Raw genomic sequence first — 23,948 nt, forward strand, 5'->3', positions numbered from 1 at the left:
GGGGGCGAGAATGAGTGAGTCTAAGGGCGTTCGTTCCGTTCCTCGTATGCAGGAACGTTATGAAGCCGAGCTGCGCGCCAAGTTGCGTGAGCAGTTTGGTTACAAAAACCTGATGCAGGTTCCTCGGCTGGAAAAAATTGTCCTGAATATGGGCGTTGGTGAAGCTGCGGGCGACCAGAAGAAGCTGGACGCGGCCGTTGCTGAAATGACGCTGATTGCAGGGCAGAAGCCGGTCAAGACCGTTGCCAAGAAGGCAATTGCGGGTTTCAAGATCCGTGAAGGTCTGCCGATTGGCTGTAAGGTTACGCTGCGTCGTGCACAGATGTACGAATTCCTGGATCGTCTGGTCACGATCGCAATGCCCCGCATTCGCGATTTCCGCGGGCTGCCGGCCAATAAGGGATTTGACGGACGCGGTAACTTCGCACTCGGTCTGAAAGAGCAGATCATTTTCCCCGAAATCGACTACGATAAGGTAGATGAAATTCGCGGGATGGATGTCGTGTTCGTGACGAGCGCAAAGACGGATGCCGAAGCCAAGGCGCTTCTTAAAGCATTCGATCTCCCCTTTGCGGCTTGAGTGAAATAGGCTACCAGTCACCAAGTGTTGTTGTCTTGGAAAACCGTCGGAGGTTTTCGAAGGGTTCCGGAGGATAAAATTATATGGCTAAGACTTCTGCCATCACGCGTAATGCCAAGCGGGCACGCATGGCTGCGCGGGACAAGGAAAAGCGTGCGGCGCTGAAGAATATCGTTATGGACCGCTCGCTTCCTGTGGAAGATCGGTTTGATGCGTCTTTAAAGCTGGCTGAACTGCCGCGGAATGGCTCACGCGTTCGCGTGCGTCTTCGTTGCAAACTTACGGGACGCTCTCGCGGGAATTACCGCAAGTTTGAGCTGTGCCGTATTGCACTGCGTGATCTGGCTTCAAACGGGCAGATCCCGGGCCTGGTCAAAGCTAGCTGGTAAGGGCGCACAATGTCACTTTCTGATCCGCTGGGTGATATGCTCACCCGTATTCGTAACGCACAGCGTGCACGTCATGTCTCCTGTGTGTCACCGGCTTCCAAGCTGCGTTCGAATGTTCTCGATGCCCTGCAGCGTGAAGGCTACATCCGTGGCTATTCACACGAAGAAATTCGCAAAGGCGTCACTCAGCTTCATATCGAGCTGAAATATTCCGAAGGCGAGCCGGTCATTAAAGAAATTCATCGCGTGTCCCGTCCGGGCCGTCGCGTATATTCCAAGATCAAGGAATTGCCGCGTGTGAGCGCTGGGCTCGGGGTTTCGATCCTGTCCACGCCTCGTGGTGTTCTGTCTGATGTCGAGGCTCGCGCTGCCAATGTTGGCGGCGAAGTCCTCTGTCGCGTGTTCTGAGGAGGGATAAATGTCACGTGTAGGCAAATATCCCGTTGATGTTCCCGCCGGGGTGACTGTCTCGATTGCAGACGGTGTCTTCAAGGCGAAAGGGAAGCTGGGCGAATTATCTTTGCCGCTTTCCTCTCATATTGAGGCGGAAATTTCAGACGGGAAGGTTGCGGTGCGTCCGGTTGGGACTGCAGCGCAGGCTCGTATGATGTGGGGTACAACCCGCGCTCTGATTGCGACAGCAGTCAAGGGTGTGTCTGAAGGCTTTTCAAAGGCTCTTGAGATTAACGGCACTGGTTACCGTGCTGCCGTTCAGGGTTCAAATCTTGTGATGAACCTCGGCTATTCTCACGACGTGGTTTATCCGATCCCGCAGGGTATCAAGATCTCCACGCCGCGTCCGACAGCTATCCTTGTCGAAGGTATCGACAAGCAGCGTGTTGGGCAGGTCGCTCTTGATATTCGCAGTTTCCGCAAGCCTGAGCCCTATAAAGGCAAGGGTGTGCGTTATGAGACGGAAACCATTCGTCGCAAGGAAGGCAAGAAGAAATAATGAGCACTCAGCAGGAACTGCGGAATCGCCGGCGTGCTCGCCTGCGTTTTCAGCTCCGTCGCAAGGCTGGTGGTCGTCCGCGTCTGTCGGTCTTCCGGTCTGGCAAGAACATCTATGCGCAGGTCATTGACGATGTGCGTGGGTGCACCCTTGCTGCCGCTTCCAGCCTGGATAAAGAACTCCGTACGTCTCTGAAGACCGGTGCCAACAAGGACAGCGCAGGCGCTGTCGGCAAACTTGTTGCGCAGCGTGCCGTGGCCGCAGGCGTCTCCCAGGTTGTTTTCGACAGGGGGTCGTATCTTTATCATGGGCGCGTGAAAGCCCTGGCGGAGGCTGCCCGCGAGGGCGGTCTCTCCTTCTGAGGAAAGGATCACGTAATGGCTCGTGAACCAAGAGAAGGCGGTCGAGGCGGCCGTGATCGTGAACGCGAAGGCGATGAACTGGTTGATAAGCTGGTAACCATCAATCGCGTTGCTAAGGTTGTTAAGGGTGGTCGGCGTTTTGCCTTCGCTGCACTGGTTGTCGTTGGTGACCAGAAAGGCCGCGTTGGGTATGGTGCTGGTAAAGCTCGCGAAGTGCCTGAAGCTATCCGCAAGGCGACGGAACGTGCCAAACGTGGCATGATCCGCGTGCCGATGAAGGAAGGCCGCACGCTGCATCATGATGTAGCTGGCCACTTCGGTGCCGGTAAGGTGATTCTGCGCTCTGCTGAAGCAGGGACGGGGATCATCGCTGGCGGTCCGATGCGCGCTGTGTTTGAAAGCCTGGGCATTAATGACGTGGTTGCCAAGTCCCTCGGGACCCGTAACCCGCATAACATGGTGAAAGCGACGTTCGCGGCGCTGGAACGGTGTGCAAGCCCGCGTTCTGTAGCCAATCGTCGTGGCAAGAAGGTTGCTGAAATCTTCGGTAAGCGCGACCAGGCTGCTTCGGCTGTGGAGGCGGCAGATGCCTGAGGTCAAGACATTTAAAGTCATCCAGATTGCGTCCGGTAACGGTCGCAAGCCTGGTCAGAAAGAGACCCTCGTGGGTCTCGGCCTGAACAAGATCGGTCGTGAGCGGGTATTGGAAGATACCCCTTCAACCCGCGGTATGGTCCGTAAGGTGGCCCACCTTGTGAAGGTGGAGGATTGATATGAATCTGAACGAACTGCGCGATAACGAAGGCTCTCGTTACCGCAAAAAGCGTCTCGGTCGTGGTATCGGTTCTGGTAAGGGCAAGACGTCCGGTAAAGGTGTGAAGGGGCAGAAAGCACGTGAAGGCGTGTCCCTGAACGGCTTTGAAGGTGGTCAGCTCCCGATTTACCGTCGTCTGCCGAAACGCGGCTTCAAGAACATCTTCCGCAAGGTTTATGCTCCGGTTAACCTCGGTGCGATTGAAAAAGCCTTTGCTGATGGCAAGCTTGAAGCTGGCGCGGCTGTTACGGAAGATACGCTGAAAAATGCCGGTCTTGTCGGCACTGGCAAGTATGCCGGTGTGCGCATTCTGGCTGAAGGCGAACTGACCCGTGCTGTCACGTTCGAAGTGTCTGGTGCTTCTGCTTCCGCAGTGGCAGCTATTGAGAAAGCTGGCGGATCCATCAAGGTCCTGGTGGCACCGAAAGCTGCTGAAGCCAGCGCATCCTGATGTCCGGGGCGGGAAGGACAGGTTCTTACTGTTCTCCCGCCCTGTGCGTCTCCAGATGTGGTCTGGGTTAACTCTTAGACTATCATGACAGCGTCCCGCGTTATGTGGTGGCGCTGTTTGTGTGAAAGGACGGACGCATGGCTTCCGCGGCCGAACAGTTGGCTGCCAACTTTAATGTGGGCTCCTTTGCCAAGGCAACCGAACTCAAAAAGCGGATTTGGTTCACGCTTGGTGCGCTGATTATCTATCGCCTGGGTACATACATTCCGGTTCCGGGTGTTGATGCCACGGTGATGGGGCAGCTTCTGGCTCAGCATCAGGGTGGCATTCTGGGCATGTTCAACATGTTCACCGGTGGTGCGCTCGGGCGTATGACCGTTTTTGCCCTCAACATCATGCCCTACATCTCTGCCTCGATTATTGTGCAGCTGATGTCTACGGCTGTTCCTTCTCTGGAAGCCCTTAAAAAAGAGGGTGAGCAGGGGCGGAAAAAGCTTAATCAGTATACCCGCTATCTCACTGTGATTATTGCGTTGTTCCAGGCGTACGGCATTGCTGTCGGGCTTGAGAATATGCATAGCGCGGCTGGATCTGCCGTGGTGACTCCCGGTGTATTCTTTCTGGTTTCCTGTGTGATCACCCTGGTGGGTGGCACCATGTTCCTGATGTGGCTGGGTGAGCAGATTACGTCCCGCGGTGTGGGTAACGGGATCTCGCTGATTATTTTCGCCGGTATCGTGGCCAATCTGCCGCATGCCATGGCGAGCCTCTTCCAGCTTGGCTATACAGGCGCGCTCTCACCATTTTTCGTGCTGGTTTTTCTTGTTCTTGCCGCGGTGACGATTACGTTCATCGTCTTCATGGAGCAGGCCCAGAGACGCGTTGTGATCCAGTATCCCAAGCGCCAGATGGGGCAGAGGATGTTTGGGGGGGATACCACCCATATGCCTCTCAAGGTGAACACAGCAGGCGTTATCCCGCCGATTTTCGCATCATCCGTGCTGTTGATCCCGGTAACGATTTCCGGCTTCATGAATGGCAAGTCCATGCCGGGATGGCTTTCGTTCCTGGGTGAGGAACTGGGGCAGGGGCAGCCGCTCTATATGCTGTTCTATGCTGCGATGATCGTGTTCTTCTCGTATTTTTACGCAGCGGTCACGTTCAACCCGGCTGAAACAGCGGATAACCTGCGCAAGCAGGGCGGGTTTATTCCCGGGATTCGCCCGGGTGCTGCAACGGCAACCTATTTCGACAAGATTCTCACGCGCCTGACGACGATCGGTGCGGCCTATATGGTTCTTGTGTGTCTCCTGCCGCAGATTCTGATCAGCCGTTACAACGTGCCTTTCTATTTTGGCGGCACCAGTCTGATCATTATCGTGTCAGTCACGATTGATACCGTGACACAGGTGCAGTCGCATCTTGTCGCGCACCAGTATCAGGGGCTGATGCGTCGCTCTCGTGGCGGAAAGAAGCAGAGGGTTATCAGACGATGAACGTTATTTTTCTGGGGCCTCCCGGTGCCGGGAAGGGGACGCAGTCAAAGCGGCTGGAAGAGCAGTACGGCCTTGTGCAGATTTCCACGGGCGACATGTTGCGTGCGGAAGTGGCGCGGGCTTCTGAGATCGGGAAGCAGGCGAAGTCGCTCATGGATGCCGGGAAACTGGTGCCGGATGAGCTGATTATCGCCATGCTGCATTCGCGTATTTCTCAGCCGGATTGTGCGAAGGGGTTCATCCTGGATGGATTCCCCCGCACGCTGGGGCAGGCGGATGCGCTGGATAAGATGCTTTCCGCCGAAAACAAGAAAATCGATGTGGTTCTTTTTCTGGATGTTGATGAAGACATTCTGGCAGACAGAATCTCTGGACGCTTTACGTGCAGCAAGTGTGGCGCGACGTACAATGAGGTCTCCAAGCCCCCTCAGAAGGCTGGAGAATGCGATGTGTGCGGTAGCCATGAGTTCACACGCAGGGCGGATGACAAGCGCGAAACGGTTGTGGAGCGCCTGAAGGAGTATCGGAATCTTACGGCTCCGATTCTTCCTTTTTATGAAAAAACCGGACGGCTTTATAAAATTAATGGAATGCTACCGACCGCTCAGGTCACGGCAGACATTGAAGCTGTCATGGCAGGGAAGTGACAGCTCACGAAAAAGTGATCTGTTTTCGTTGACTTGTGCGGGTGGCCGGTATATTTCGCGGCCACTGATTGAAATCATGCATCCATGAGGATGCCAGTAGTATTTGGCCAGTGGGCTGAATCGACAGGAGTGTAAGGCGTGGCACGTATCGCCGGCGTGAATGTCCCGACAAACAAACGGGTTGTTATCGGGCTTCAGTATATTTACGGAATTGGCGCAACCAAAGCGGCTCAGATCTGCGAGAAAGTTGGCATTGCCGACGCAAAGCGGGTTAACGAGCTGAGCGATGACGAAATCACGAAGCTGCGTGAGCTGATTGATAACGACTATCGCGTTGAAGGTGATCTGCGTCGTGAAGTCGCAATGAACATCAAGCGTCTGATGGATCTGGGGTGCTACCGCGGTCTTCGTCACCGTCGTGGTCTGCCGGTGCGTGGTCAGAGAACCCATACCAACGCTCGTACCCGCAAGGGGAAAGCTGTTGCGATCGCTGGTAAGAAGAAAGCCACGCGTTAATCTGATTTGTTGAAGATTGCCGGACGGCTTTTGCGGGCTTCTGGGCAGGGACTGAGGTAGAAAAGACATGGCGAAAGCCGCTACACCGCGCATTCGTAAAAAAGAGCGCAAGAACATTATCTCCGGCGTGGCACATGTTCTGTCCACGTTTAACAACACCATGATCACCATCTCTGATGCTCAGGGGAATGCCATTTCCTGGTCTTCCGCTGGTGCCCAGGGCTTCAAAGGCTCCCGTAAATCCACGCCGTATGCGGCGCAGGTTGCTGCTGAAGACGCAGGCCGCAAGGCTCGTGAACATGGTATGGAAACGCTGGAAATCGAAGTTTCCGGTCCTGGGTCAGGGCGTGAAAGCGCTCTGCGTGCTCTGCAGGCCGTCGGTTTTTCCATCACTTCCATTCGTGACATGACACCGGTGCCGCACAACGGCTGCCGTCCGCGCAAGCGTCGTCGCGTTTAAGCATTGGAAGTATGCGGCTGCTTCACTGTAGCCGCAGTCGTTCTTCTGTTCTGTTAATTTTCTGAGAAACCGCTGCATCGGCAGTGTTTTTTCATATTGAAAGGCCGGTACCTTGGTCCTTCAGAAAAACTGGCAATCTCTGATCAAGCCCGAAAAGCTTGAGGTCGAATCCGGTGTGGAACCGACACGTATTGCGACAGTTGTGGCAGAACCGCTGGAACGCGGTTTTGGTATGACACTGGGCAACGCCCTGCGTCGCGTGCTGTTGTCTTCCCTGCAGGGGGCTGCCGTTACGGCAGTGCAGATTGACGGCGTCCTGCATGAGTTCTCTTCCGTTGCCGGCGTGCGTGAAGATGTGACGGACATTGTCCTGAATATCAAACAGCTTGCGCTGCGTATGCATGGCGAAGGGCCGAAGCGTATGGTGCTGACGGCCACTGGCCCCGGCGAAGTGCGTGCAGGCCAGATCCAGACCGGGCATGATATCGAAATCATGAATCCTGATCTGGTGATCTGCACGCTGGATGACGGCGTGAAGCTGGGCATGGAATTCGTGGTGAACATGGGCAAGGGCTATGTTCCTGCCGCCGCGAACCGCCCGGAAGATGCTCCGATCGGTCTGATTCCGATTGATGCCATCTACTCACCGGTCAAGCGCGTGTCTTACAAGGTCGAGCCGACCCGTGTCGGGCAGGTGACCGACTTCGACAAACTGCTGCTCACGGTGGAAACCAACGGCGCCATCACGCCGGAAGATGCCGTTGCGCTTGCAGCGCGAATCCTTCAGGATCAGCTTCAGCTGTTCATTAACTTTGATGAGCCTCGCCCGGTTCAGGCTGAAGAGCCGCAGGATGACCTGCCCTTCAACCGTAACCTGCTCCGCAAGGTTGACGAGCTGGAACTGTCTGTTCGTAGCGCGAACTGCCTGAAGAACGACAACATTATCTATATCGGGGACCTGGTCCAGAAGAGCGAGCAGGAAATGCTGCGCACTCCGAACTTTGGCCGGAAGTCTCTGAACGAGATCAAGGAAGTCCTGACCTCCATGGGGCTTTCTTTGGGTATGAATGTGCCGGCCTGGCCGCCGGAAAATATTGAAGATCTGGCAAAGCGGCTTGATGAGCCGTTCTAAGCCCACGTCTTACTGACTAGGAACTGAACTATGCGTCACCGGATGGCCGGCAGAAAGCTCGGCGTAACCTCTTCTCACCGCGCGGCAATGTTTCGCAACATGGCCGTCGCTCTTATCAAACACGAGCAGATCACAACGACTCTGCCCAAGGCGAAGGAACTGCGTCCCGTCGTCGAAAAGCTGATCACGCTGGGCAAACGTGGTGATCTGCATGCACGTCGTCAGGCTTATGCCATGCTGCGTGACGAAGTGATCGTGAAGAAACTCTTCTCCGCGATTGCTGAGCGTTACAAAGGCCGCACGGGCGGTTACTCACGTGTCATACGTGCTGGCATGCGCTACGGTGATGCCGCTGATATGGCTGTGATCGAACTGGTTGATCGCGATATCAGCGCGAAGGGCCAGGATAGCGGCCCGCGTCCGGAAGTGACGGACGCACACGATCTGGCAGCCTGAGGCTTTCAGACGCTGACTGGGAGACCGGCGTAATAATGCCGGTCTCTTTAGCCACCCTGTGGCGCTGCGCCTGCTCCCGGCAGGTATGTTTCAGCCCGGATGTTGAGGTTAACTCCGTCTGACGGCTGATGAGTGGGCTCGAGAAGCTCTCTCTCTCTCTCTCTCTCTCTCTTTCCGCTTGATATCTGCCAGATGCATTGCACCGGAAAGTCTTTTGGGTGCGTTTGTGCGCGTGTCGGCATACTTTTCCGCATGCTGAAGATCGGCCTCTTTTGTCGGGTGGCGAGGCGTCTTTTTGCAACTGCCTGCGTATGGTGGCAGGGCAGAGTGAGTCCGATGGCAACTCGGTTCTCATCCTCGTGCCGGCACAAGATGTTGACGTTTGGCGGGTATGGTTTTCCTCCCGGATGTGCCCAGTGTCAGGCTTCTTCAAGAGGGTTTGGAGCGCGCTGGGGTAACTCCTCATGGCCTCGGTCTGAAGTCCAGAAATGAGTGTTAACCCGCAAGGAAAGCGTGTGACGGCCGCAACCGAAGGGGTGGGTGTCCGAGGTGACGGGTGTCAGAGTTAAAGCCCGAGAGTGATGCTCGTGCTCGTGCTCGTGGCCATGCTCATACCCCTACCCATACCCATGCCTGCGTCAGGATGGGTGAGCTGGTAGCCTGTTGAGTGCGTGTGTTCGTGTCAGATCATGCCCGGTGTGTGGCGGGACGGTTTGGCGGTTGTGAATGCGCTGTGGTGTCACGGTTGGATTTTCCCGCGGCCTATGACGTGAGCGAATAATCCCCACTTCAATTTGTGATATTGACAGAGTTCCGTATTTTCTCACTATGCCTCTAGAGTATTAAACGCTTTTGCTCAGCGTGGTGATGAAATGAAACGGCTGTTTTCGTTCTTGATGGTTCTGGGGGCTCTGGCGGTGTCCACGGTGGGTGGTGCGGCGCAGGCTGGCACCCCGGTGCGGATTGGCTACATCCCTGTTCTGGGGTCTTCCGCCTTGTTTGTTCTGGATGGCGAGGGCTGGGCAAAAGAAGCCGGGTTGGACCTGAATCTGGTTCGCTTCACCTCCGGCCCTCAGGCGATTCAGGCGCTGGTTTCAGGGCGGATCGATGCCTATGTGGCTGGTGTCCTGCCGCTGCTACAGGCACGGGCGCATGGTGCGGACGTGAAGGTTGTGACGGCGGCGTCCATCGAGGAACTGGAAGTGGTGGCGCGCGGCCCTCTGGCAGTATTGCTGCCTGCCGGGGCAAACGGGAACCTTGCTCCAGAGGCTGTGAAAACGGTTCTGGAGAAATTTAAACAGGAACAGTCTCACCTTCCGCGCATTGCCGCGCAGCCTGCGGGTTCGGTGCCCGATAGCCTGCTGCGCTATTGGCTGCAAAAGCGGGTTGGCGTGAACCCGGTGACGTCCGCTGTGACGATTATCGGTGTGGATATTGATGCCGCGCAGCAGGCGTTTCTTGCAGGTGCTGTGGATGCGGCTGTGCTGAGAGAACCTGCGCTGACCGTCGTGCGCAGTCGCCTGAAAGACGCCGGCATTCTTGCCAGCGGGCATGATCTGATGCCCGATCAACCCGGTTCCGTGCTGGCGGTTGTCAAGCCGGATGCACCGGACCGGCAAGTCTGGGCCAAAGTGCTTGGCGGGCTTTTTGTGCGGGCGACCACGTTGCTGGCAACGCATCCGGATGAGGCCGCACCGTTTGTCACCCGTGCTCTGGGTGGTGGCATTCTGAGTGAGGATGTCATGAAAAAGGCGCTGGAAGGGTCCGCGTCCCGTTTTGTGAGTGACCCGGCGCGGATTATCGAGGGTGTGCGGCAGTTGCAGGCGTTTGAGGTCGAGCAGGGGCTGCTGCGGCAGGCTCAGCCGGTTGAAGGGCTTTTTGATCTGGACCTGTGGCGGCAGCTTAAACCGTGATGGCGGCAGTCTCCCGGCGGCAGCGCGTGGTGCTGTCGTGCCTTGGTCTTGTGGTGTTTTTTGGAGGATGGGAAGCCGCTGTTCGCACCGGCCTGCTGCCATCCGGCATGGTTCCGGCCCCAAGCTCCCTGTGGCCGGCATGGTTGGATGAAGTGCATGGCGGCTTCTGGCAGCAGGCGATTCTGGACAGCCTGAGCCATTATGCGCTGGGGTTGCTGGCAGGTTCGCTGCTGGGGGCGGGGATAGGCCTGCTCTGCGGTATGGTGCCTGTGCTGGATGCGTTTTTGTCAGGCATTGTGCATCTGCTGCGGCCTGTTCCGGGGCTGGCATGGGTGCCTTTTGCCATTTTGTGGTTCGGGCTCAACATGGCGGGCGCGACATTTATCATCGCTATTTCGGTGTTCTGGATCAATTTTTATGCAACCTACGCGGCGGTGCGCAGTGTGGACCCGGAGCTGTATGAGCTGGCGGCCGCCTTTGGGCATGGCAGCTTTCCGGGGCGTCTCTTCAAGGTTGTGCTGCCGGCCTCGGCTCCCGGTGTCATGGCCGGGCTCAGAACCGGTCTGGGGCAGGGCTGGATGTCTGTCGTGGCAGCGGAACTGTTTGGTGTGCCGGGTATTGGCGCGCGGATGATGCAGGCCTCCAGCCTTCTGGCGACCGATGTGGTCGTGGTTTATATGCTGACCATGGCTCTTCTTTATGCGGTGACGGATTTCCTGTTCGGATTTGTGCGCATCCGCGTGTTGCGGTGGCAGGCATGAGCGGGGCTGAGGCGCTGGCCCGGCTGGAGGATGTCGGGCTTTCTCATGATGGAGGAAAGAGCTTCGTCTTCCGCCATGTCAGCCTGACGTTGCAACCGGGCGAATTTGTTGCCCTGCTGGGGCCGTCGGGTGTCGGGAAATCCACGCTCCTGCGTGTGCTGATGGGCCTGAGCAAGCCATCAGAGGGAGATGTGGCAGGCCCCTCGCAGGAGAGCATGCCGCAGGGTGCAGGGGCTTCAGCACACAGGCGGCGTGCACAGGCGCTGGTTTTTCAGGATGCCCGGCTGATGCCCTGGCGCTCGGTCCTGCAGAATGTGGCGTTTGGTCTGGAAGGATTGGGCCTGAACCGGCAGGACAGGCGGGAGCGGGCTCTGGCGGCACTGCGGCTGGTCGGGCTGGAAGAGGCGGCGGACCGCTGGCCCAAGCGTCTGTCTGGTGGCCAGCGGCAGCGCGTGGGTGTTGCACGGGCTCTGACGGTGGACCCGGACCTGCTGCTGATGGACGAACCCTTTGGCGCACTGGACCCCATTACGCGGAGCAGCTTGCAGGATGAATTGCTGCGGATCTGGCAGCAGACCCGGAAAACGGTGCTGTTCGTAACCCATGATATTGATGAGGCGCTGAAGCTGGCGACCCGCATTGTGGTGCTTTCCGGCACTCCGGCTGGTCTTTCAGGCGAGTTGCGTCTTGAGGCGGAGCAGAAGGAGCCGGATTCGCCAGCGTTCAGGATATATGCCGCCCGCCTGCGCGCGATGATTGCCGGAGAACCGGACCCCGGCGGTGCTCCCTACTGGCGCTCGGCCGAGATCTAGTTTTTTGCAGGGCATACCACTCAGGACGCATCTTCGGGCGCAGATGTGCGTTATCGGGAGACATGCCAAGGGGGAGGGTGCCCATGAGTGGGAAAAAGAAGAAAGCTGAGCGCGCTCTGGAAAAAGGCGTGGAGCATGTTCAGGAGAGCGTGGAAAGCGCCACCGGCGAAGCTGCGGCTCAGGCTGACGGTGCCTCATGCGGTGGCGGATGCGCGGCGCTGGATGCCGTGCGGGACTGCGTTGCGGACCAGCCGGGTGTGGCGCTTGCCACGGCGGGGCTGTTCGGTTTTATTTTGGGCGCTATGATTGCCCGGAGACCCTGATTTAAACAGGCCGATGGCTTTATCGGTTTTCAGTCCGAAGGACGTACATCAATGCTGAAATTGGCGCTTTTCTTTTTGGTAGTGTCTCTCATTGCGGGTCTGTTCGGCTTTGGGGGGATTTCCGCTGCCGCCGCCGGGATTGCGAAAATCCTGTTCTTTATCGCGATTATCCTGTTCGTGGTGTTTATTGTGATCGCCCTGATGGCGGGGCAGGCTCTGACCCGATAGGGTGTTCAGGCGTTTATGGAAAAGCCCCCGTCAGACATGGCGGGGGCTTTTTTTATGCCTGTCAGCGCTGCTTGAGAGGGTTGCTGAGGCGATAGGCTTCTCCAAACGGTGCGATATATGATCCCGTAACCGGGTCATGCTTTGTGTCTTCACCAAACTGCATATGGATCGTCATGTCTTTCCAGAGAGGGACGCGGCCTTCGGCGTGGCCGTCGTCATACTGGCGCAGGAAAGGGTGGTCAGGCGGAGGAAGAAGCCGGCGGCGTGTGCCGTGGACGGTCAGATCCTCTGAGAACCAGGACGGAAGCCCTGAGGACGCCGGGGCCTGCTGCGCCCGAAAAGAGAGGGCCTCTGGTGGCAGAATGCTCTGCGTTCTGATGTCTGCCGCCGGGAGCAAATGCGGTTTTTCTATCAGCCTGGACGTGGGACTGGCAGCCGAACTGATAAGCGGGCGGGTGGGCAGACTGGTAGGCAGACTGGCGGACAGGCAGGGAGCAGGCATGCCAAGCACGGCGGCCTGAAACAGGCAGAGCAGAGCGGGCAGTGTTGGCAGGCGTTTCAGCATGTGAGTGGTGCCCGACGCGTGATGGAGAAACACACCCCATAAAAAAAAGTCCCTGCTGAAAACAGCAAGGACTTTGTTACGAAACCCGGATTATTCCAGATTGGTCAGTTTTTGTCTTTCTGAATGAAAGACGGAAGGAACGGGTTATCCGTCTGCATGGAATTTTTGCTTGGCAGTTCGGAGGCATCCCAGCCGCCGCCCAGATTTTCAATCAGGGTGACGGAATCCAGCATTCTGCTCTGCTGGATCTGGAGCGCTGTTTGCGCGTTGGAAAGGGCCGTGATTTCCGAGGTGATGACGGTCGTATAGATTTCCGTGCCTGCCATATACTGGTTGAGCGCCACGGTGACCGCACGGTTTGAAGCCTGCACGGCCACGTTCTGCTGCTCTGCCTGCTGGGCGAGAACACGGAGGTTGGCAAGCTGATCTTCCACGCCCTGCAGGGCAGTCAGCACGGCCTGACGATAGGTGGCAACGTAGTAATCATAATTGGCGTTGGCCTCATGCACGGCGGCGGTACGGCTGCCACCGGAGAACAGCGTTTCTGTGGCAGAAGCCCCCAGAGACCAGATCCGGTTGGCCACCTGCACCAGCGTGCCCACAGGGTCCCCGCTGTAAGAATAGGAGGCCTGAAGCTTCACGTCCGGGTAGAACGCGGCAATGGCCGCGCCAATCTGGGCGTTATATTCCTCCATGCGGCGTTCTGCCGCCGCCACATCCGGGCGGCGCTGCAGCAGGGCCGCGGGCACCGTGACGGGAATGGCGGGAATGGTGCGGGGCAGGGCACCCGGTGCGATGGATACCTCTGCCGGGGGTTTGCCAATCAGGATGGCAATGGCGTGCTCATACTGGGCGCGAGCCGCTTGCGTGGCGGTGGATTGCGCGCGGGTCTGTTCAAGCTGGGTCTGGGCCTGAAGCAGTGTGGTGGGGGTGGCTGTCCCGGCATCGTACTGGTTTTTGGTAATCTGGTAGGAGCGTTCGTAGAATTTGACATTCCGCTCCAGCAGATCATGCAGGCTGTCCTGATACCGCATGTTGAAATAAGCGGTGGCAAGCTGTGCCTGATAGGACAGGCGCGCATTGGCCAGATCCGCAGCGCTGGCCTGTGCTTCTGTCACCTGTGCCTGAATCTGGCGGCGGATCTTGCCCCACAGATCCAGATCCCATGAGGCTGTCGGCCCCATGCCGTAGGTGTTTTCCGTGCTGTTGGACGGCGGAGAGGCCGAGGTTGCGTTGCCGCCGTAATTGATAATGGTGCCGGAGGAACGAGAGCCACGACCAGCACTCTGCCGGTTGAAGGACAGGGAGCCACTGAGTGTGGGGTAAAGCTGGGCGCGCACGGCATTGATGGTGGCGCGGGCGTTCCGATAGCGGGCGTCATATTCCAGAACGTTCTGGTTGTTTAGCGCGACCTGTGCCTCAAGCTGGTTCAGGATGGGGTCATTATAAATGGTCCACCATGTGCCCTTGGGCAGTTCCGCAAGTGCCGGGTTGGCATAGTTCCAGCCCGGAGCCGGCCGCAGCTCCTTGAACTGTGGGGAGATGATGGCCGCAGGGCGCTTGTAGTTGGGGCCGACCATGCAGCCGCTCAGAACAAGAGGTGCCAGCAGGATACTCAGGCGGCGAGAAGACGGGCGGAGGGAGGAGAGCTTCATCGGGCGTATCAGGTATCTTGCATGTTGCGGGAAAGAAGGAGAGGGCGGCGGTGCCTGCGGCTGAACCGCAGACGCAGGCCATCCAGCATGAGGTAGATGACGGGTGTCGTATAGAGGGTGAGCGCCTGACTGACGATCAGCCCCCCCACAATCGCAATTCCCAGCGGGCGGCGCAACTCGGCTCCGTATCCGTTGGCAATAATCAGCGGGGTCGCCCCAAGAGCCGCGGCGACGGATGTCATCATGATCGGGCGGAACCGCAGCAGGCAGGCCGTGCGGATGGCCTCCAGAGAGGAGAGATTCTGCTCCCGCTCGGCTTCGATGGCGAAATCCACCAGCATGATGGCGTTTTTCTTGACGATGCCAATCAGCAGGATCACGCCGATCATGGCGATGAGTGAAAACTCCTCCCCGGCGAGTTGCAGCGCCAGCAGGGCGCCCACACCAGCAGAGGGCAGGGTGGAGAGGATGGTCAGCGGATGCACGTAGCTTTCATACAGCACGCCCAGCGTAATATAGACCGCCGCGAGCGCTGCGATCACCAGCAGGGGTTCATCATTCACGGTTTTCTGGAACTGTGCGGCATTTCCGGCAAAGCTGCCGTGGATGGTGGGCGGAATATGCAGGGCTACCTGCGTGGCCTGCATGATCTGCGTGGCGGTTCCCAGAGAAACCCCTTTGGCGAGGTTGAATGAAATGGTGGTGGCGACAGACTGCCCCTGATGGTTGATGGACAGGGGGGTGGTCGCTGAAGCCAGTTGGGAGACCAGCGTAAGCGGAACCATGGTTTCTGAAGAGGTGGTGACAGCCGACCCGTTGGACGCACTCGCCCCACCCGCCAGAGCATTGGCAATCTGGTTTTTGAAGGACTGGCTGCTGGTGCTGGAGGATGCGCTGTTACCAGAGGAATTGCGTCCGGAGGCATCGCGCCGCACCCGTATGGTGTTGGAGCGTGTGCCACCCCCGGCGGAGCCACCGGCAACGCTGACCCAGACCTGAGTCAGGGAGTTGGGGCTGGACCAGTGCTGCGGGTCTGCTTCCATCACCACCCGGTACTGGTTGAGGGTGTTGTAAATAACGGAGGCTGAGCGCTGGCCGAAGGCGTCATACAGCGTGTTGGACAAAAGCTGCGGCGTGATCTGCATGCGTGCGGAGGTGTTACGGTCAATCTTGACATCAATCGCGGAGCCACCTTGCTGCACGTCTGATGAGAGATCGGTAAATTCCGGGCGGCGTTGCAGGGCTGCCTGAAGCTTGCTGGTCCAGGTGTACAGCTCGGAGGCGGATTCTCCTTCCAGCGTATATTGATATGCGGCATTGCTCTGCCGCGCGCCCGCGCGGACAGCGCCGGGCTGCATCAGGAAGAACTGTGCCCCGACAAGGTTGCGCAGCTTGCGCGACATACGCGCAATCAGATCTGCCGGGGTGTCTGTCCGCTGGCTTTTGTCTTTTAGTTGCAGGAACAGGTTCGCCTGATTGGAGCCGCGCGCGCCAATAAAGCTGGAGACACTCTTCACGTCCCGGTCTTTGATAATAACCGCCTGCACTTCAGCCAGCTTCCGGGAGAGGGCTGCGAAGGAAATGGACTGGTCCCCCTGCAGATGCCCCATCAGCAGGCCGGTATCTTCCGTGGGGAAGAAGCCTTTGGGCATCTGGATGAAGAGGGCCACAATTAGCACCAGTGTCAGAGGCAGGCTGAGCAGCACGAGCCAGCGGTGCGCCAGAGCGCCTTCCAGCGTGCGGGCATAGCCCGCCTGCATGCCATCCAGCATACGGGTAATGAAGGCGGTGATGCGCCGCAGGATTTCCGGCGTATGGCCGGGCCGGCGCGGGCCAAGAAGCTGGGCCGCCATCATGGGAGTAAGGGTGAGGGACAGCACCATGGACACCAGAATGGTGATGGACACTGTCATCGCGAATTCATGAAACAGCCGCCCGGCCAGCCCCCCCAGCAGCAGGATGGGCAGAAAAACCGCAATCAGGGAAATGGAGATGGACAGCACCGTAAAGGCGACTTCTCCTGTGCCACGGATAGCGGCCTCCCGCGCGGAATAGCCCTTTTCGATATAGCGGGCGATATTTTCCACCACCACAATGGCATCATCCACCACAAAGCCGGTGGAAACCGTCAAGGCCATGAGGGACATGTTGTCCAGCGAATAGCCCAGCAGCGCCATGGCACCGAATGTTGCGACAATGGACGTTGGCACCACAACGGCCGGGATAAGCGTCATGCGCCCCGAATGCAGGAATGCCAGCACCACCAGCACCACCAGCATGACGGAGATGACAAGCGTATATTGCGTATCGGCCAGTGAGGCCCGGATTGTCAGCGAACGGTCCAGCCCGATATGCAGGGCGACCCCTCCGGGGAGAGCCGCCCGCAACAGCGGCATTTTCGCGTTGATTTCATCAACGGTCTTGATGGTGTTGGCCCCCGCCTGCGGGAACACAACGGCAATGACGGAATGGGTGCCATTATAGTAGCCCGCGTTCCGGAGGTCTTCCACGCTATCCTTCACATAGGCCACGTCCGACAGCCGCACGGGGCGGTTGTTGCGCCATGCAATAATCAGATCGCGGTAATCCTGTGCGGTGCGGGCCTGATCATTCGTATCCAGCGTGAAGCGCAGGCCGTTCTGGTCAATAATCCCTTTGGGCGTGTTGGCATTGGCGGAGGCGAGAGCCGCCCGGATATCTTCAAAACTGATTCCGTAGCGGTAGAGCGGCAGCGGGTTGATTTCCACCCGCACGGCGGGCAGCGCGCTCCCGCTGATTTCCACCTGTCCCACACCCTGAATTTGTGAAAGCTGCTGCTCCAGAACATTGGTTGCGTAATCATAGAGCTGCGGCTGCGTGTGTGTTTCCGAACTCAGCGCCATGATCAGGATCGGCGCGCCGTTCGGGTTGGCCTTGAAATAGGCCGGGTTCTGCCGCAGCGATGTGGGCAGGTCCGCACGGGCGGCCTGAAGGGCTGCCTCAACATCCCGCGCAGCGCCGTTGATATCGCGCGAGAGCGCGAATTGCAGCGTGATGCGTGTCATGTTCTGGGTGGAGCGGGACGTCATTTCCGTGAGGTCCGCAATCTGGCCGAGGCGCCTCTCCAGAGGGGCCGCGACCGAACTCGCCACTTCTTCCGGTGAACCGCCGGGCTGACGGGCCTGAACCTGAATGACCGGGAAATCGACATTCGGCAGGTCAGAAACCGGCAGACTTCTGTAACCCAGCGCTCCGGCAAGAAGGAGCGCTATGGTCAGCAGAATGGTGGCAACAGGCCGGTCAATAAAGATCCGGCTGATGTTCACGAGTGCGCCTGTCCGGCGGGAGGTGTGTCGGCAGCCGGGGCGTCATTACGGTGGCGCCATGTGTTCCAGCGGTGCCCCCACGTGTCCAGTGTCAGATAGATAACGGGGGTGGTGAACAGCGTGAGAAGCTGGGAGAAGGCCAGACCGCCGATAATGGTCAGCCCCAGCGGGTACCGCAGTTCAGACCCTGTGCCGTTGGAAATCACCATGGGCACGGCCCCCAGCATGGCGGCCAGTGTTGTCATCAGGATGGGGCGGAAACGCAGGGTGGCGGCCTGACGGATGGACTGGAGAGAGTCCATGCCGTGCTCACGCTCGGCCTCCAGCGCGAAATCGATCATCATGATGGCGTTTTTCTTGACGATGCCAATCAGCAGCACAATGCCGATAATGCCCATCACATCCAGATCAACCCCGGCCACCATCAGCGTCAGCAGCGCGCCGATGGCGGCGGAGGGCAGGGTGGAGAGAATGGTGATGGGGTGAATGAAGCTTTCGTAGAGAATGCCCAGCACGATATAAACCGCGACCAGAGCCGCCGCGACGAGAAACAGCTCGTTGCTCAGGGAGCCTTCAAACGCCGCTGCGGTGCCCTGAAACGAGGTCTGGAACGAGGACGGCAGCTTGATCTCTTCTTCCACCTTGCGGATAGCCGCCGTGGCATCTCCCAGCGCATATCCGGGCTTGAGGTTGAACGAGATGGTTGTGGCCGGGAACTGCCCGAAATGCGTGATCAGCAGGGGGGCTTTCCCCTTTGTCACTTTCGTGACGGCGGCCAGCGGCACCAGCCCGGAGGTGGGGGAGCGTGTGGGGCCGGAGCTGCTCTCACCTGAATTTCCGCCAATGCCGGGCAGATAAAGCTGATTGAGGGAGGACAGGTTCGTCTGGAATTTGGGGTCTGCTTCCAGAATGACGCGATACTGGTTGGACTGCGTGTAGATGGTGGAAATCTGCCGCTGTCCGAAGGAGTCATACAGCACGTTGTCAATGGTCTGGGGGGTGATGGAGTAGCGCGCCCCCGTGGTGCGATCGAGCGTGACATGGGCCACAAGACCTTCCGCCTGAAGGTCAGACGTGACATCGGCCAGCGCGGGTTCCTGCCGCAGCCGCTCCAGCAGTTTGGGAATCCAGGTGTTGAAGGCTTCCGCATCCGGGTTTTCCAGCAGGAACTGATACTGCGTGGCGGTTACGGTCGTATCCAGAGAAAGGTCCTGAATGGGCTGCATATACAGCCTGATACCGGCAACCTGCGCGGTTTCCTCTTCCAGACGGCGGGCGACGGTCGCGGCACTGTCCGCACGTTTGTCATGCGGGCGCAGGTTGACCAGAAAGCGGCCCTGATTGAGCGTGGCGTTCTGCCCGTCCACCCCGACAAAGGAGGAGAGGGAGACAACATCCGGGTCTTTCAGCAGCACACGGGCCAGAGCCTGCTGGTGCTCCTTCATGTTCTCGAATGAAATAGACTGCGAGGCGACCGAAATCCCCTGAATGACCCCGGTATCCTGGACGGGAAAGAAGCCCTTGGGGATGATCACGGCCAGAAAACCGGTCAGCACCAGCGTGGCTACGGCCACGAACAGTGTGAGAACCCGGTGGGCCAGAACTACATCCAGAGCGCGGTCATACGCGGCAATCAGCTTTTCCGTCGCCACTTCCATCTGTGCGGACCAGCGCTGGAAGGCGCTTTTCGCGCTGGCGGCATCATGCGGGCGCTCGCTGAGGATACGGGCGCACATCATGGGCACCAGTGTCAGGGAGACCACGGCGGAAAGTACGATGGTGATGGCCAGCGTCATCGCGAATTCATGGAACAGGCGACCGACCACATCCCCCATGAACAGCAGCGGAATCAGCACGGCAATCAGGGAGATGGTCAGAGAGATAATGGTGAAGCCAATCTCCCCGGCTCCCTTGATGGAGGCGGACATCCGGTCCTCCCCGGCTTCCACGTAGCGGGAGATGTTCTCAATCATCACGATGGCATCATCCACCACAAAGCCGGTGGCTATGGTCAGGGCCATGAGGGAGAGATTATCCAGCGAGAAGCCGAGCAGATACATGATGGCCAGCGTGCCGACGATGGAAAGCGGCACGGAAAGGCTGGGGATGATGGTGGCCGGAATATTGCGCAGGAAGACGAAAATAACGGCCACAACCAGCACCAGGGCCAGAAACAGCTCGAATTCCACATCCTTGACAGAGGCGCGGATGGTGGTGGTGCGGTCTGTCAGCGGGACAATATCAATGCCCGGCGGCAGGGCCTTGCGCAGGACGGGGAGTGCGGCCTGAATATTGTCCACCACGGCAATCACGTTGGCACCGGGCTGGCGCTGTACGTTCATGACCAGAGCCGGGGTCAGGTTGGACCATGCAGCAAGCTGGGTGTTTTCCGGGCCGATGACAACAGTCGCTACATCCCGGATGCGAACCGGCCCGCTGTTCTGATACGCAATGACCTGATTGAGCAGTGTTTCCACATTGGTAATCTGGCCATCCACCTGCAGTGTGGCTGCACGGGTGGCGCCATCGAACGTGCCGGTGGGGGAATTGACGTTGACGTTGCCGATGGTGGTGCGCAGCGTATCCAGATCAATCCCGTAAGAAGTGAGCTTGGGCACGTTCACGCGCACACGGATGGCCTTGCGGTTCCCGCCAGAGAGCGTGACCAGCCCGACACCGGAAATCTGGCTGATTTTCTGGGCCAGGCGGGTATCAACATAATCTTCCACTTCCGGCAGCGGAATGGTGGAAGAGGTGATGCCCAGTGTGAGCACGGGCGTATCCGCCGGGTTGACCTTGGCGTAGATCGGCGGGGCCGGAAGGTCAGTCGGCAGGAGGGAACTGGCCTGATTGATGGAGGCCTGCACTTCCTGTTCCGCCACGTCCATGGACATGGAGAGATTGAAACGCAGGGTGATGACGGACGCGCCCCCGGAGGAGCGGGATGTCATCTGGTCCAGCCCCGGCATCTGGCCAAACTGGGTTTCCAGCGGCGCCGTCACGGAGGTTGCCATCACGTTCGGCCCGGCGCCGGGGTAGAAGGTCTCTACCGTGATGGTGGGATAATCCACCTGCGGCAGGGCCGAAACCGGGAGGAAGTGATACCCGAGAAGCCCGCTCATCATAATGGCGAGCATCAGCAGCGTCGTGGCGACGGGCCTGCGTATAAAGAGGCTGGAGGGGGTCACTGGGCAGGCGTACCGGCATGCGGGGTGGCGGGGGCGGTGGTAGCGGCCGTGGCGTCAGGGATGGAGACCTTGATGCCTGCGCGCAGGTGGTCCACGCCGTCTGTCACCACGCGGTCACCCGCTTTCAGGCCGGTGTTCACCACGGTGTTCGTGCCATCGGAAATGCCGATGGTCACGGGGCGGACTTCCACCGTGTTATCCGTCTTCACCACATAGACAAACTGGCCGGACGGGCCTGTTTGCAGGGATGTGGAGGGCACCAGAATGACGTTCTCCAGATCCTTTACCAGCAGGCGTGCGTTCACAAACTGGTTGGGGAACAGGTGTTCATCATCATTGGGATAGATGGCGCGGAGGCGCACCGTGCCGGTTGCGGTATCAATCTGGCTGTCCAGCGCGCTGACGGTGCCTTCCGCAATCTTGGTGCTGTTTGAACTATCCCACGCCTCAACCTTCAGGGAGCCTTTGGTGCGCAGTTGCTCGGCAACCTGCGGGAGTTGGTTCTGCGGCAGGGTGAAGATCACGGAAATGGGCTGCATCTGCGTCAGGACCGCCAGACCGCCAGACTGCCCGGCTGTGACATAGTTCCCTTTGTCCACGGCGCGGATACCGATGCGCCCGTCCACTGGCGCAGTGATGTGGCAGTAGACCAGCTGGAGCTTCTGGTTATCCACCAGAGCCTGATCGGATTTGACAGTGCCTTCATACTGCTGGACCAGAAATTCCTGATCCCGCGCTGTTTTGGCGTCGATACTGTCCTGCTTGATCAGGCGCTGGTATCGGGCGTTATCCACGCGGGCCTGCGCGAGCTGGGCCTGATCCCGCTCAAGCTGGCCTTCATACTGGGCAAGCTGGACCTCATACGGGCGCGGGTCGATCAGCGCCAGAAGGTCGCCCTTGTGCACATGCTGGCCTTCAGTGAACAGCACCTGCATCAGGTAGCCCTCCACGCGGGTCTGCACCGTGACATTGGTAATGGGCACAACCGTGCCAAGCTCTGTCAGCACCACCGGCATGGTGCCGGTTTTTACGGCCTGTACAGCAACCGGCTGGGCTGTTTCGCCCCCGCCAGACTTGCTGCCGGAATGGCGGTGCGAATGCGTGCCGCCGGGGCTGTTGGCATGCGGGCGCAGGAAGGCAAAGGCCAGCACGCAGACGCCTGCAAGGGCCACGCCGCTCCAGATAAGGCGCTTTTTCCTGCCAGAGGTACGGGGGGGCGTGGGTGAATCGGATCGTGTGTCCGTGGTATAATCATCCATAGGGCGCGCGGCTCGTTTCACCTGACAGCTAGGGTTGAAGGCATTGCCTGCGGGGTGCAGGCCAGCCGAAACCGGTTGAGACAGTAGCAGCTTTTTCCCGTGCTTCCATTTCAATTCTGACAAGAAACAGGCGGGCTGAAAGCATGTTGAGAGTGTAGCAAAAACCGGACTTCAGCTTACACGGATTGAAATGTGCATCAAAGATTTATTGCGGAAATAGAACGCTATAAACATTAAATTAAAAAACGGTTTAGCCGGGGAAAGGGGAGGCCTTACTCCTTGTTGCCGCTCATGCGGGCTCCGGCTCGCGGGGAGAGGCAGGCCGCGGCTGGCACGGCCAGCATCGAGACAGCTCCGGTGACAATAAACGCGATTGAAAAATCATTCAGCGTGGGGGTGGGGTGCTGGCGCAGGATATGTGTGGCTGTCAGCGTGCCGGCGGCGGTGCAGATGCCAAGGGAAAGCATGAGCTGCTGCAGGGTGGAGTAGAGGCTGGTGGCCGCACTCATTTTCGAGGCGGGAATATCGGCATAGGCAATGGTGTTGTAGGCGGAAAACTGCATGGCCTGCGCCATACCCGCGACAAACAGGATGAGAGAGAGGGTCCACAGCGGCTGGCCCCTGTGAAAATTGGCTATCAGGGCAAACAGGATGGCGGCGGAAAACCCGTTGAACATCAGAACGCGCCGGAAGCCCCACCGGGCGAGTGCCGCGGGCACAAACGGCCGCATGAGAATGGCTCCCATAGGAGCGACAAAGGTGATCATGCCGCTCTGGGCGGCGCTCAGGCTGTAGCCCACCTGCAGAAAGGTGGGGAACAGGAACGGCAGCGCCCCCACCGCCACGCGGGAGGCCGCCCCGCCCAGAACGGAAATGCAGAAGGTGGGCACGCGAAACAGGCTTAAATCCAGCAGCGGTGTTTTTGTGTGGCCAGCATGCAGGACATACAGCCCCATCAGGCTGCCGCCTGCCGCCAGCATGGCGAGAAGCAGGCCTGCACTGCCTTCTCCGTGGCTGAACAGTTCTGCGGCAATGGAGAGAATGGCAAGGCTGCAGCCCGCCAGCGCCATGCCTTTCAGGTCAAACGGCGGCGGATTGGCAGGACGGGTATTGGGGATGAAGCGCCGGGTGAGGAGAAGCCCCAGAATGCCCACCGGCACATTCAGGTAAAACGTCCAGCGCCAGGAAAAATAGGTGGTGATGAAACCGCCCACCACTGGCCCGAGCAGCGGGCCGAGGGTTGCGGGGAGCATCATCCACGTCATGGTGCGCACCAGATCTTCCTGCGCTGTGCCGCGCAGGACCACCAGCCGCCCGACCGGCACCATCAGCGCGCCGCCAATGCCCTGCAGTGTGCGCATGCACGCCAGAAAGAGCAGGTTGCTGGCCAGACCGCACAGCACCGAGCAGGTCACGAACATGATGATGGCGCCTGTCAGCACCGTGCGGCTGCCCAGCCTGTCCGCCAGCGCGCCGGAGGGCGGGATGAAAATGGCCAGCCCGATAATATAGGACGTCAGCGCGATGGATGTGGAAACCGTATCCACATGCAGGCTGTGCGCAATGGAGGGCAGGGCCGTGGAGAGAATGGTCCCGTCCAGTTGCTCCATGAAAAACATGGAAGCGACAATCAGGGCGATCAGGTGAGGACGACTGATGAACAGCATGCTGGCCAGAGACGAGT

25 protein-coding genes are annotated in these 23,948 nt (G+C 58.8%); 19 read left to right on the forward strand and 6 right to left on the reverse strand.

All coding sequences use genetic code 11. The features are described 5' to 3' along the window. Window positions 1–10 precede the first annotated feature (10 nt). The 19 genes from rplE to GOB82_RS01705 all read left to right on the forward strand — a co-directional run bounded on the left by rplE (window position 11) and on the right by GOB82_RS01705 (window position 12,292). Window positions 11–580, forward strand: coding sequence for a 50S ribosomal protein L5 (gene rplE / locus GOB82_RS01615; protein WP_166118787.1), 570 nt, complete (start codon window positions 11–13; stop codon window positions 578–580). 83 nt (window positions 581–663) lie between these two features. After that, entirely contained in the window at window positions 664–969 is a 306-nt protein-coding gene (rpsN, locus tag GOB82_RS01620; RefSeq protein WP_166118789.1) for a 30S ribosomal protein S14, read from the forward strand. A gap of 9 nt (window positions 970–978) precedes the next feature. Continuing rightward, complete coding sequence (gene rpsH / locus GOB82_RS01625) at window positions 979–1,377, forward strand: 30S ribosomal protein S8 (RefSeq protein WP_166118792.1); 399 nt, start codon at window positions 979–981, stop codon at window positions 1,375–1,377. 10 nt (window positions 1,378–1,387) lie between these two features. Beyond that, on the forward strand, window positions 1,388–1,921 hold the full coding sequence (rplF, locus tag GOB82_RS01630; protein ID WP_166118794.1) for a 50S ribosomal protein L6: 534 nt from the start codon (window positions 1,388–1,390) through the stop codon (window positions 1,919–1,921). Beyond that, window positions 1,921–2,283 carry a 50S ribosomal protein L18 gene (gene rplR, locus GOB82_RS01635; RefSeq protein ID WP_166118797.1) on the forward strand — a complete coding sequence of 121 codons (363 nt, stop codon included), beginning with the start codon at window positions 1,921–1,923 and terminating at the stop codon, window positions 2,281–2,283. The genes rplF and rplR overlap by 1 nt, the downstream gene beginning before the upstream one ends. A gap of 15 nt (window positions 2,284–2,298) precedes the next feature. Beyond that, window positions 2,299–2,877, forward strand: a complete 579-nt coding sequence (rpsE, locus tag GOB82_RS01640; RefSeq protein ID WP_166118800.1) for a 30S ribosomal protein S5 — start codon at window positions 2,299–2,301, stop codon at window positions 2,875–2,877. After that, window positions 2,870–3,055 carry a 50S ribosomal protein L30 gene (gene rpmD / locus GOB82_RS01645; protein WP_166118802.1) on the forward strand — a complete coding sequence of 62 codons (186 nt, stop codon included), beginning with the start codon at window positions 2,870–2,872 and terminating at the stop codon, window positions 3,053–3,055. Before rpsE ends, rpmD begins: the two co-directional genes overlap by 8 nt. A gap of 1 nt (window position 3,056) precedes the next feature. Continuing rightward, entirely contained in the window at window positions 3,057–3,548 is a 492-nt protein-coding gene (gene rplO / locus GOB82_RS01650) for a 50S ribosomal protein L15 (protein ID WP_166118804.1), read from the forward strand. 137 nt (window positions 3,549–3,685) lie between these two features. Further along, window positions 3,686–5,044 carry a preprotein translocase subunit SecY gene (secY, locus tag GOB82_RS01655; protein WP_166118806.1) on the forward strand — a complete coding sequence of 453 codons (1,359 nt, stop codon included), beginning with the start codon at window positions 3,686–3,688 and terminating at the stop codon, window positions 5,042–5,044. Further along, window positions 5,041–5,691 carry an adenylate kinase gene (locus GOB82_RS01660; RefSeq protein ID WP_166118808.1) on the forward strand — a complete coding sequence of 217 codons (651 nt, stop codon included), beginning with the start codon at window positions 5,041–5,043 and terminating at the stop codon, window positions 5,689–5,691. The genes secY and GOB82_RS01660 overlap by 4 nt, the downstream gene beginning before the upstream one ends. Window positions 5,692–5,829: 138 nt before the next feature. Next, window positions 5,830–6,207 carry a 30S ribosomal protein S13 gene (rpsM, locus tag GOB82_RS01665; protein ID WP_166118810.1) on the forward strand — a complete coding sequence of 126 codons (378 nt, stop codon included), beginning with the start codon at window positions 5,830–5,832 and terminating at the stop codon, window positions 6,205–6,207. 67 nt (window positions 6,208–6,274) lie between these two features. After that, window positions 6,275–6,667 carry a 30S ribosomal protein S11 gene (rpsK, locus tag GOB82_RS01670; protein WP_006557780.1) on the forward strand — a complete coding sequence of 131 codons (393 nt, stop codon included), beginning with the start codon at window positions 6,275–6,277 and terminating at the stop codon, window positions 6,665–6,667. A gap of 112 nt (window positions 6,668–6,779) precedes the next feature. Continuing rightward, complete coding sequence (locus GOB82_RS01675) at window positions 6,780–7,799, forward strand: DNA-directed RNA polymerase subunit alpha (protein ID WP_166118813.1); 1,020 nt, start codon at window positions 6,780–6,782, stop codon at window positions 7,797–7,799. A 30-nt stretch (window positions 7,800–7,829) separates the two neighbouring features. Further along, window positions 7,830–8,255: a 50S ribosomal protein L17 gene (rplQ, locus tag GOB82_RS01680; protein WP_166118815.1), complete on the forward strand. Its 426-nt coding sequence runs from the start codon at window positions 7,830–7,832 to the stop codon at window positions 8,253–8,255. Between the two features lie 872 nt (window positions 8,256–9,127). Then, window positions 9,128–10,168: an ABC transporter substrate-binding protein gene (locus GOB82_RS01685; RefSeq protein ID WP_166118817.1), complete on the forward strand. Its 1,041-nt coding sequence runs from the start codon at window positions 9,128–9,130 to the stop codon at window positions 10,166–10,168. Continuing rightward, window positions 10,168–10,929, forward strand: a complete 762-nt coding sequence (locus tag GOB82_RS01690; protein ID WP_166118820.1) for an ABC transporter permease — start codon at window positions 10,168–10,170, stop codon at window positions 10,927–10,929. Before GOB82_RS01685 ends, GOB82_RS01690 begins: the two co-directional genes overlap by 1 nt. Further along, window positions 10,917–11,741 (forward strand): ABC transporter ATP-binding protein, encoded by an 825-nt coding sequence (locus tag GOB82_RS01695; RefSeq protein ID WP_265793846.1) that lies wholly within the window; start codon window positions 10,917–10,919, stop codon window positions 11,739–11,741. The genes GOB82_RS01690 and GOB82_RS01695 overlap by 13 nt, the downstream gene beginning before the upstream one ends. Window positions 11,742–11,824: 83 nt before the next feature. Continuing rightward, the gene (locus GOB82_RS01700) at window positions 11,825–12,064 is read left to right on the forward strand and encodes a hypothetical protein (protein ID WP_166118823.1); all 240 of its coding nucleotides are present in this window, start codon (window positions 11,825–11,827) and stop codon (window positions 12,062–12,064) included. 51 nt (window positions 12,065–12,115) lie between these two features. Then, window positions 12,116–12,292, forward strand: a complete 177-nt coding sequence (locus tag GOB82_RS01705) for a DUF1328 domain-containing protein (RefSeq protein ID WP_166118825.1) — start codon at window positions 12,116–12,118, stop codon at window positions 12,290–12,292. A 61-nt stretch (window positions 12,293–12,353) separates the two neighbouring features. Here the strand turns inward: GOB82_RS01705 and GOB82_RS01710 are convergent, their stop codons facing one another. The 6 genes from GOB82_RS01710 to GOB82_RS01735 all read right to left on the reverse strand — a co-directional run bounded on the left by GOB82_RS01710 (window position 12,354) and on the right by GOB82_RS01735 (window position 23,931). Beyond that, on the reverse strand, window positions 12,354–12,857 hold the full coding sequence (locus GOB82_RS01710) for a hypothetical protein (RefSeq protein WP_166118828.1): 504 nt from the start codon (window positions 12,855–12,857) through the stop codon (window positions 12,354–12,356). Window positions 12,858–12,961: 104 nt separating this feature from the next. Further along, the gene (locus GOB82_RS01715) at window positions 12,962–14,512 is read right to left on the reverse strand and encodes an efflux transporter outer membrane subunit (RefSeq protein ID WP_166118830.1); all 1,551 of its coding nucleotides are present in this window, start codon (window positions 14,510–14,512) and stop codon (window positions 12,962–12,964) included. Window positions 14,513–14,520: 8 nt separating this feature from the next. Beyond that, on the reverse strand, window positions 14,521–17,817 hold the full coding sequence (locus tag GOB82_RS01720; RefSeq protein ID WP_166118832.1) for an efflux RND transporter permease subunit: 3,297 nt from the start codon (window positions 17,815–17,817) through the stop codon (window positions 14,521–14,523). Further along, window positions 17,814–21,005 (reverse strand): efflux RND transporter permease subunit, encoded by a 3,192-nt coding sequence (locus tag GOB82_RS01725; RefSeq protein WP_166118835.1) that lies wholly within the window; start codon window positions 21,003–21,005, stop codon window positions 17,814–17,816. Before GOB82_RS01725 ends, GOB82_RS01720 begins: the two co-directional genes overlap by 4 nt. Then, a complete protein-coding gene (locus GOB82_RS01730; RefSeq protein WP_166118837.1) occupies window positions 21,002–22,264 on the reverse strand; it encodes an MdtA/MuxA family multidrug efflux RND transporter periplasmic adaptor subunit in 1,263 nt (420 codons plus the stop codon). Before GOB82_RS01730 ends, GOB82_RS01725 begins: the two co-directional genes overlap by 4 nt. A gap of 272 nt (window positions 22,265–22,536) precedes the next feature. Continuing rightward, entirely contained in the window at window positions 22,537–23,931 is a 1,395-nt protein-coding gene (locus GOB82_RS01735; RefSeq protein ID WP_166118840.1) for an MFS transporter, read from the reverse strand. Window positions 23,932–23,948 lie beyond the last annotated feature (17 nt).

It is taken from the genome of Acetobacter farinalis, assembly GCF_011516935.1.
Taxonomy (GTDB): Bacteria; Pseudomonadota; Alphaproteobacteria; order Acetobacterales; family Acetobacteraceae; genus Acetobacter; species Acetobacter farinalis.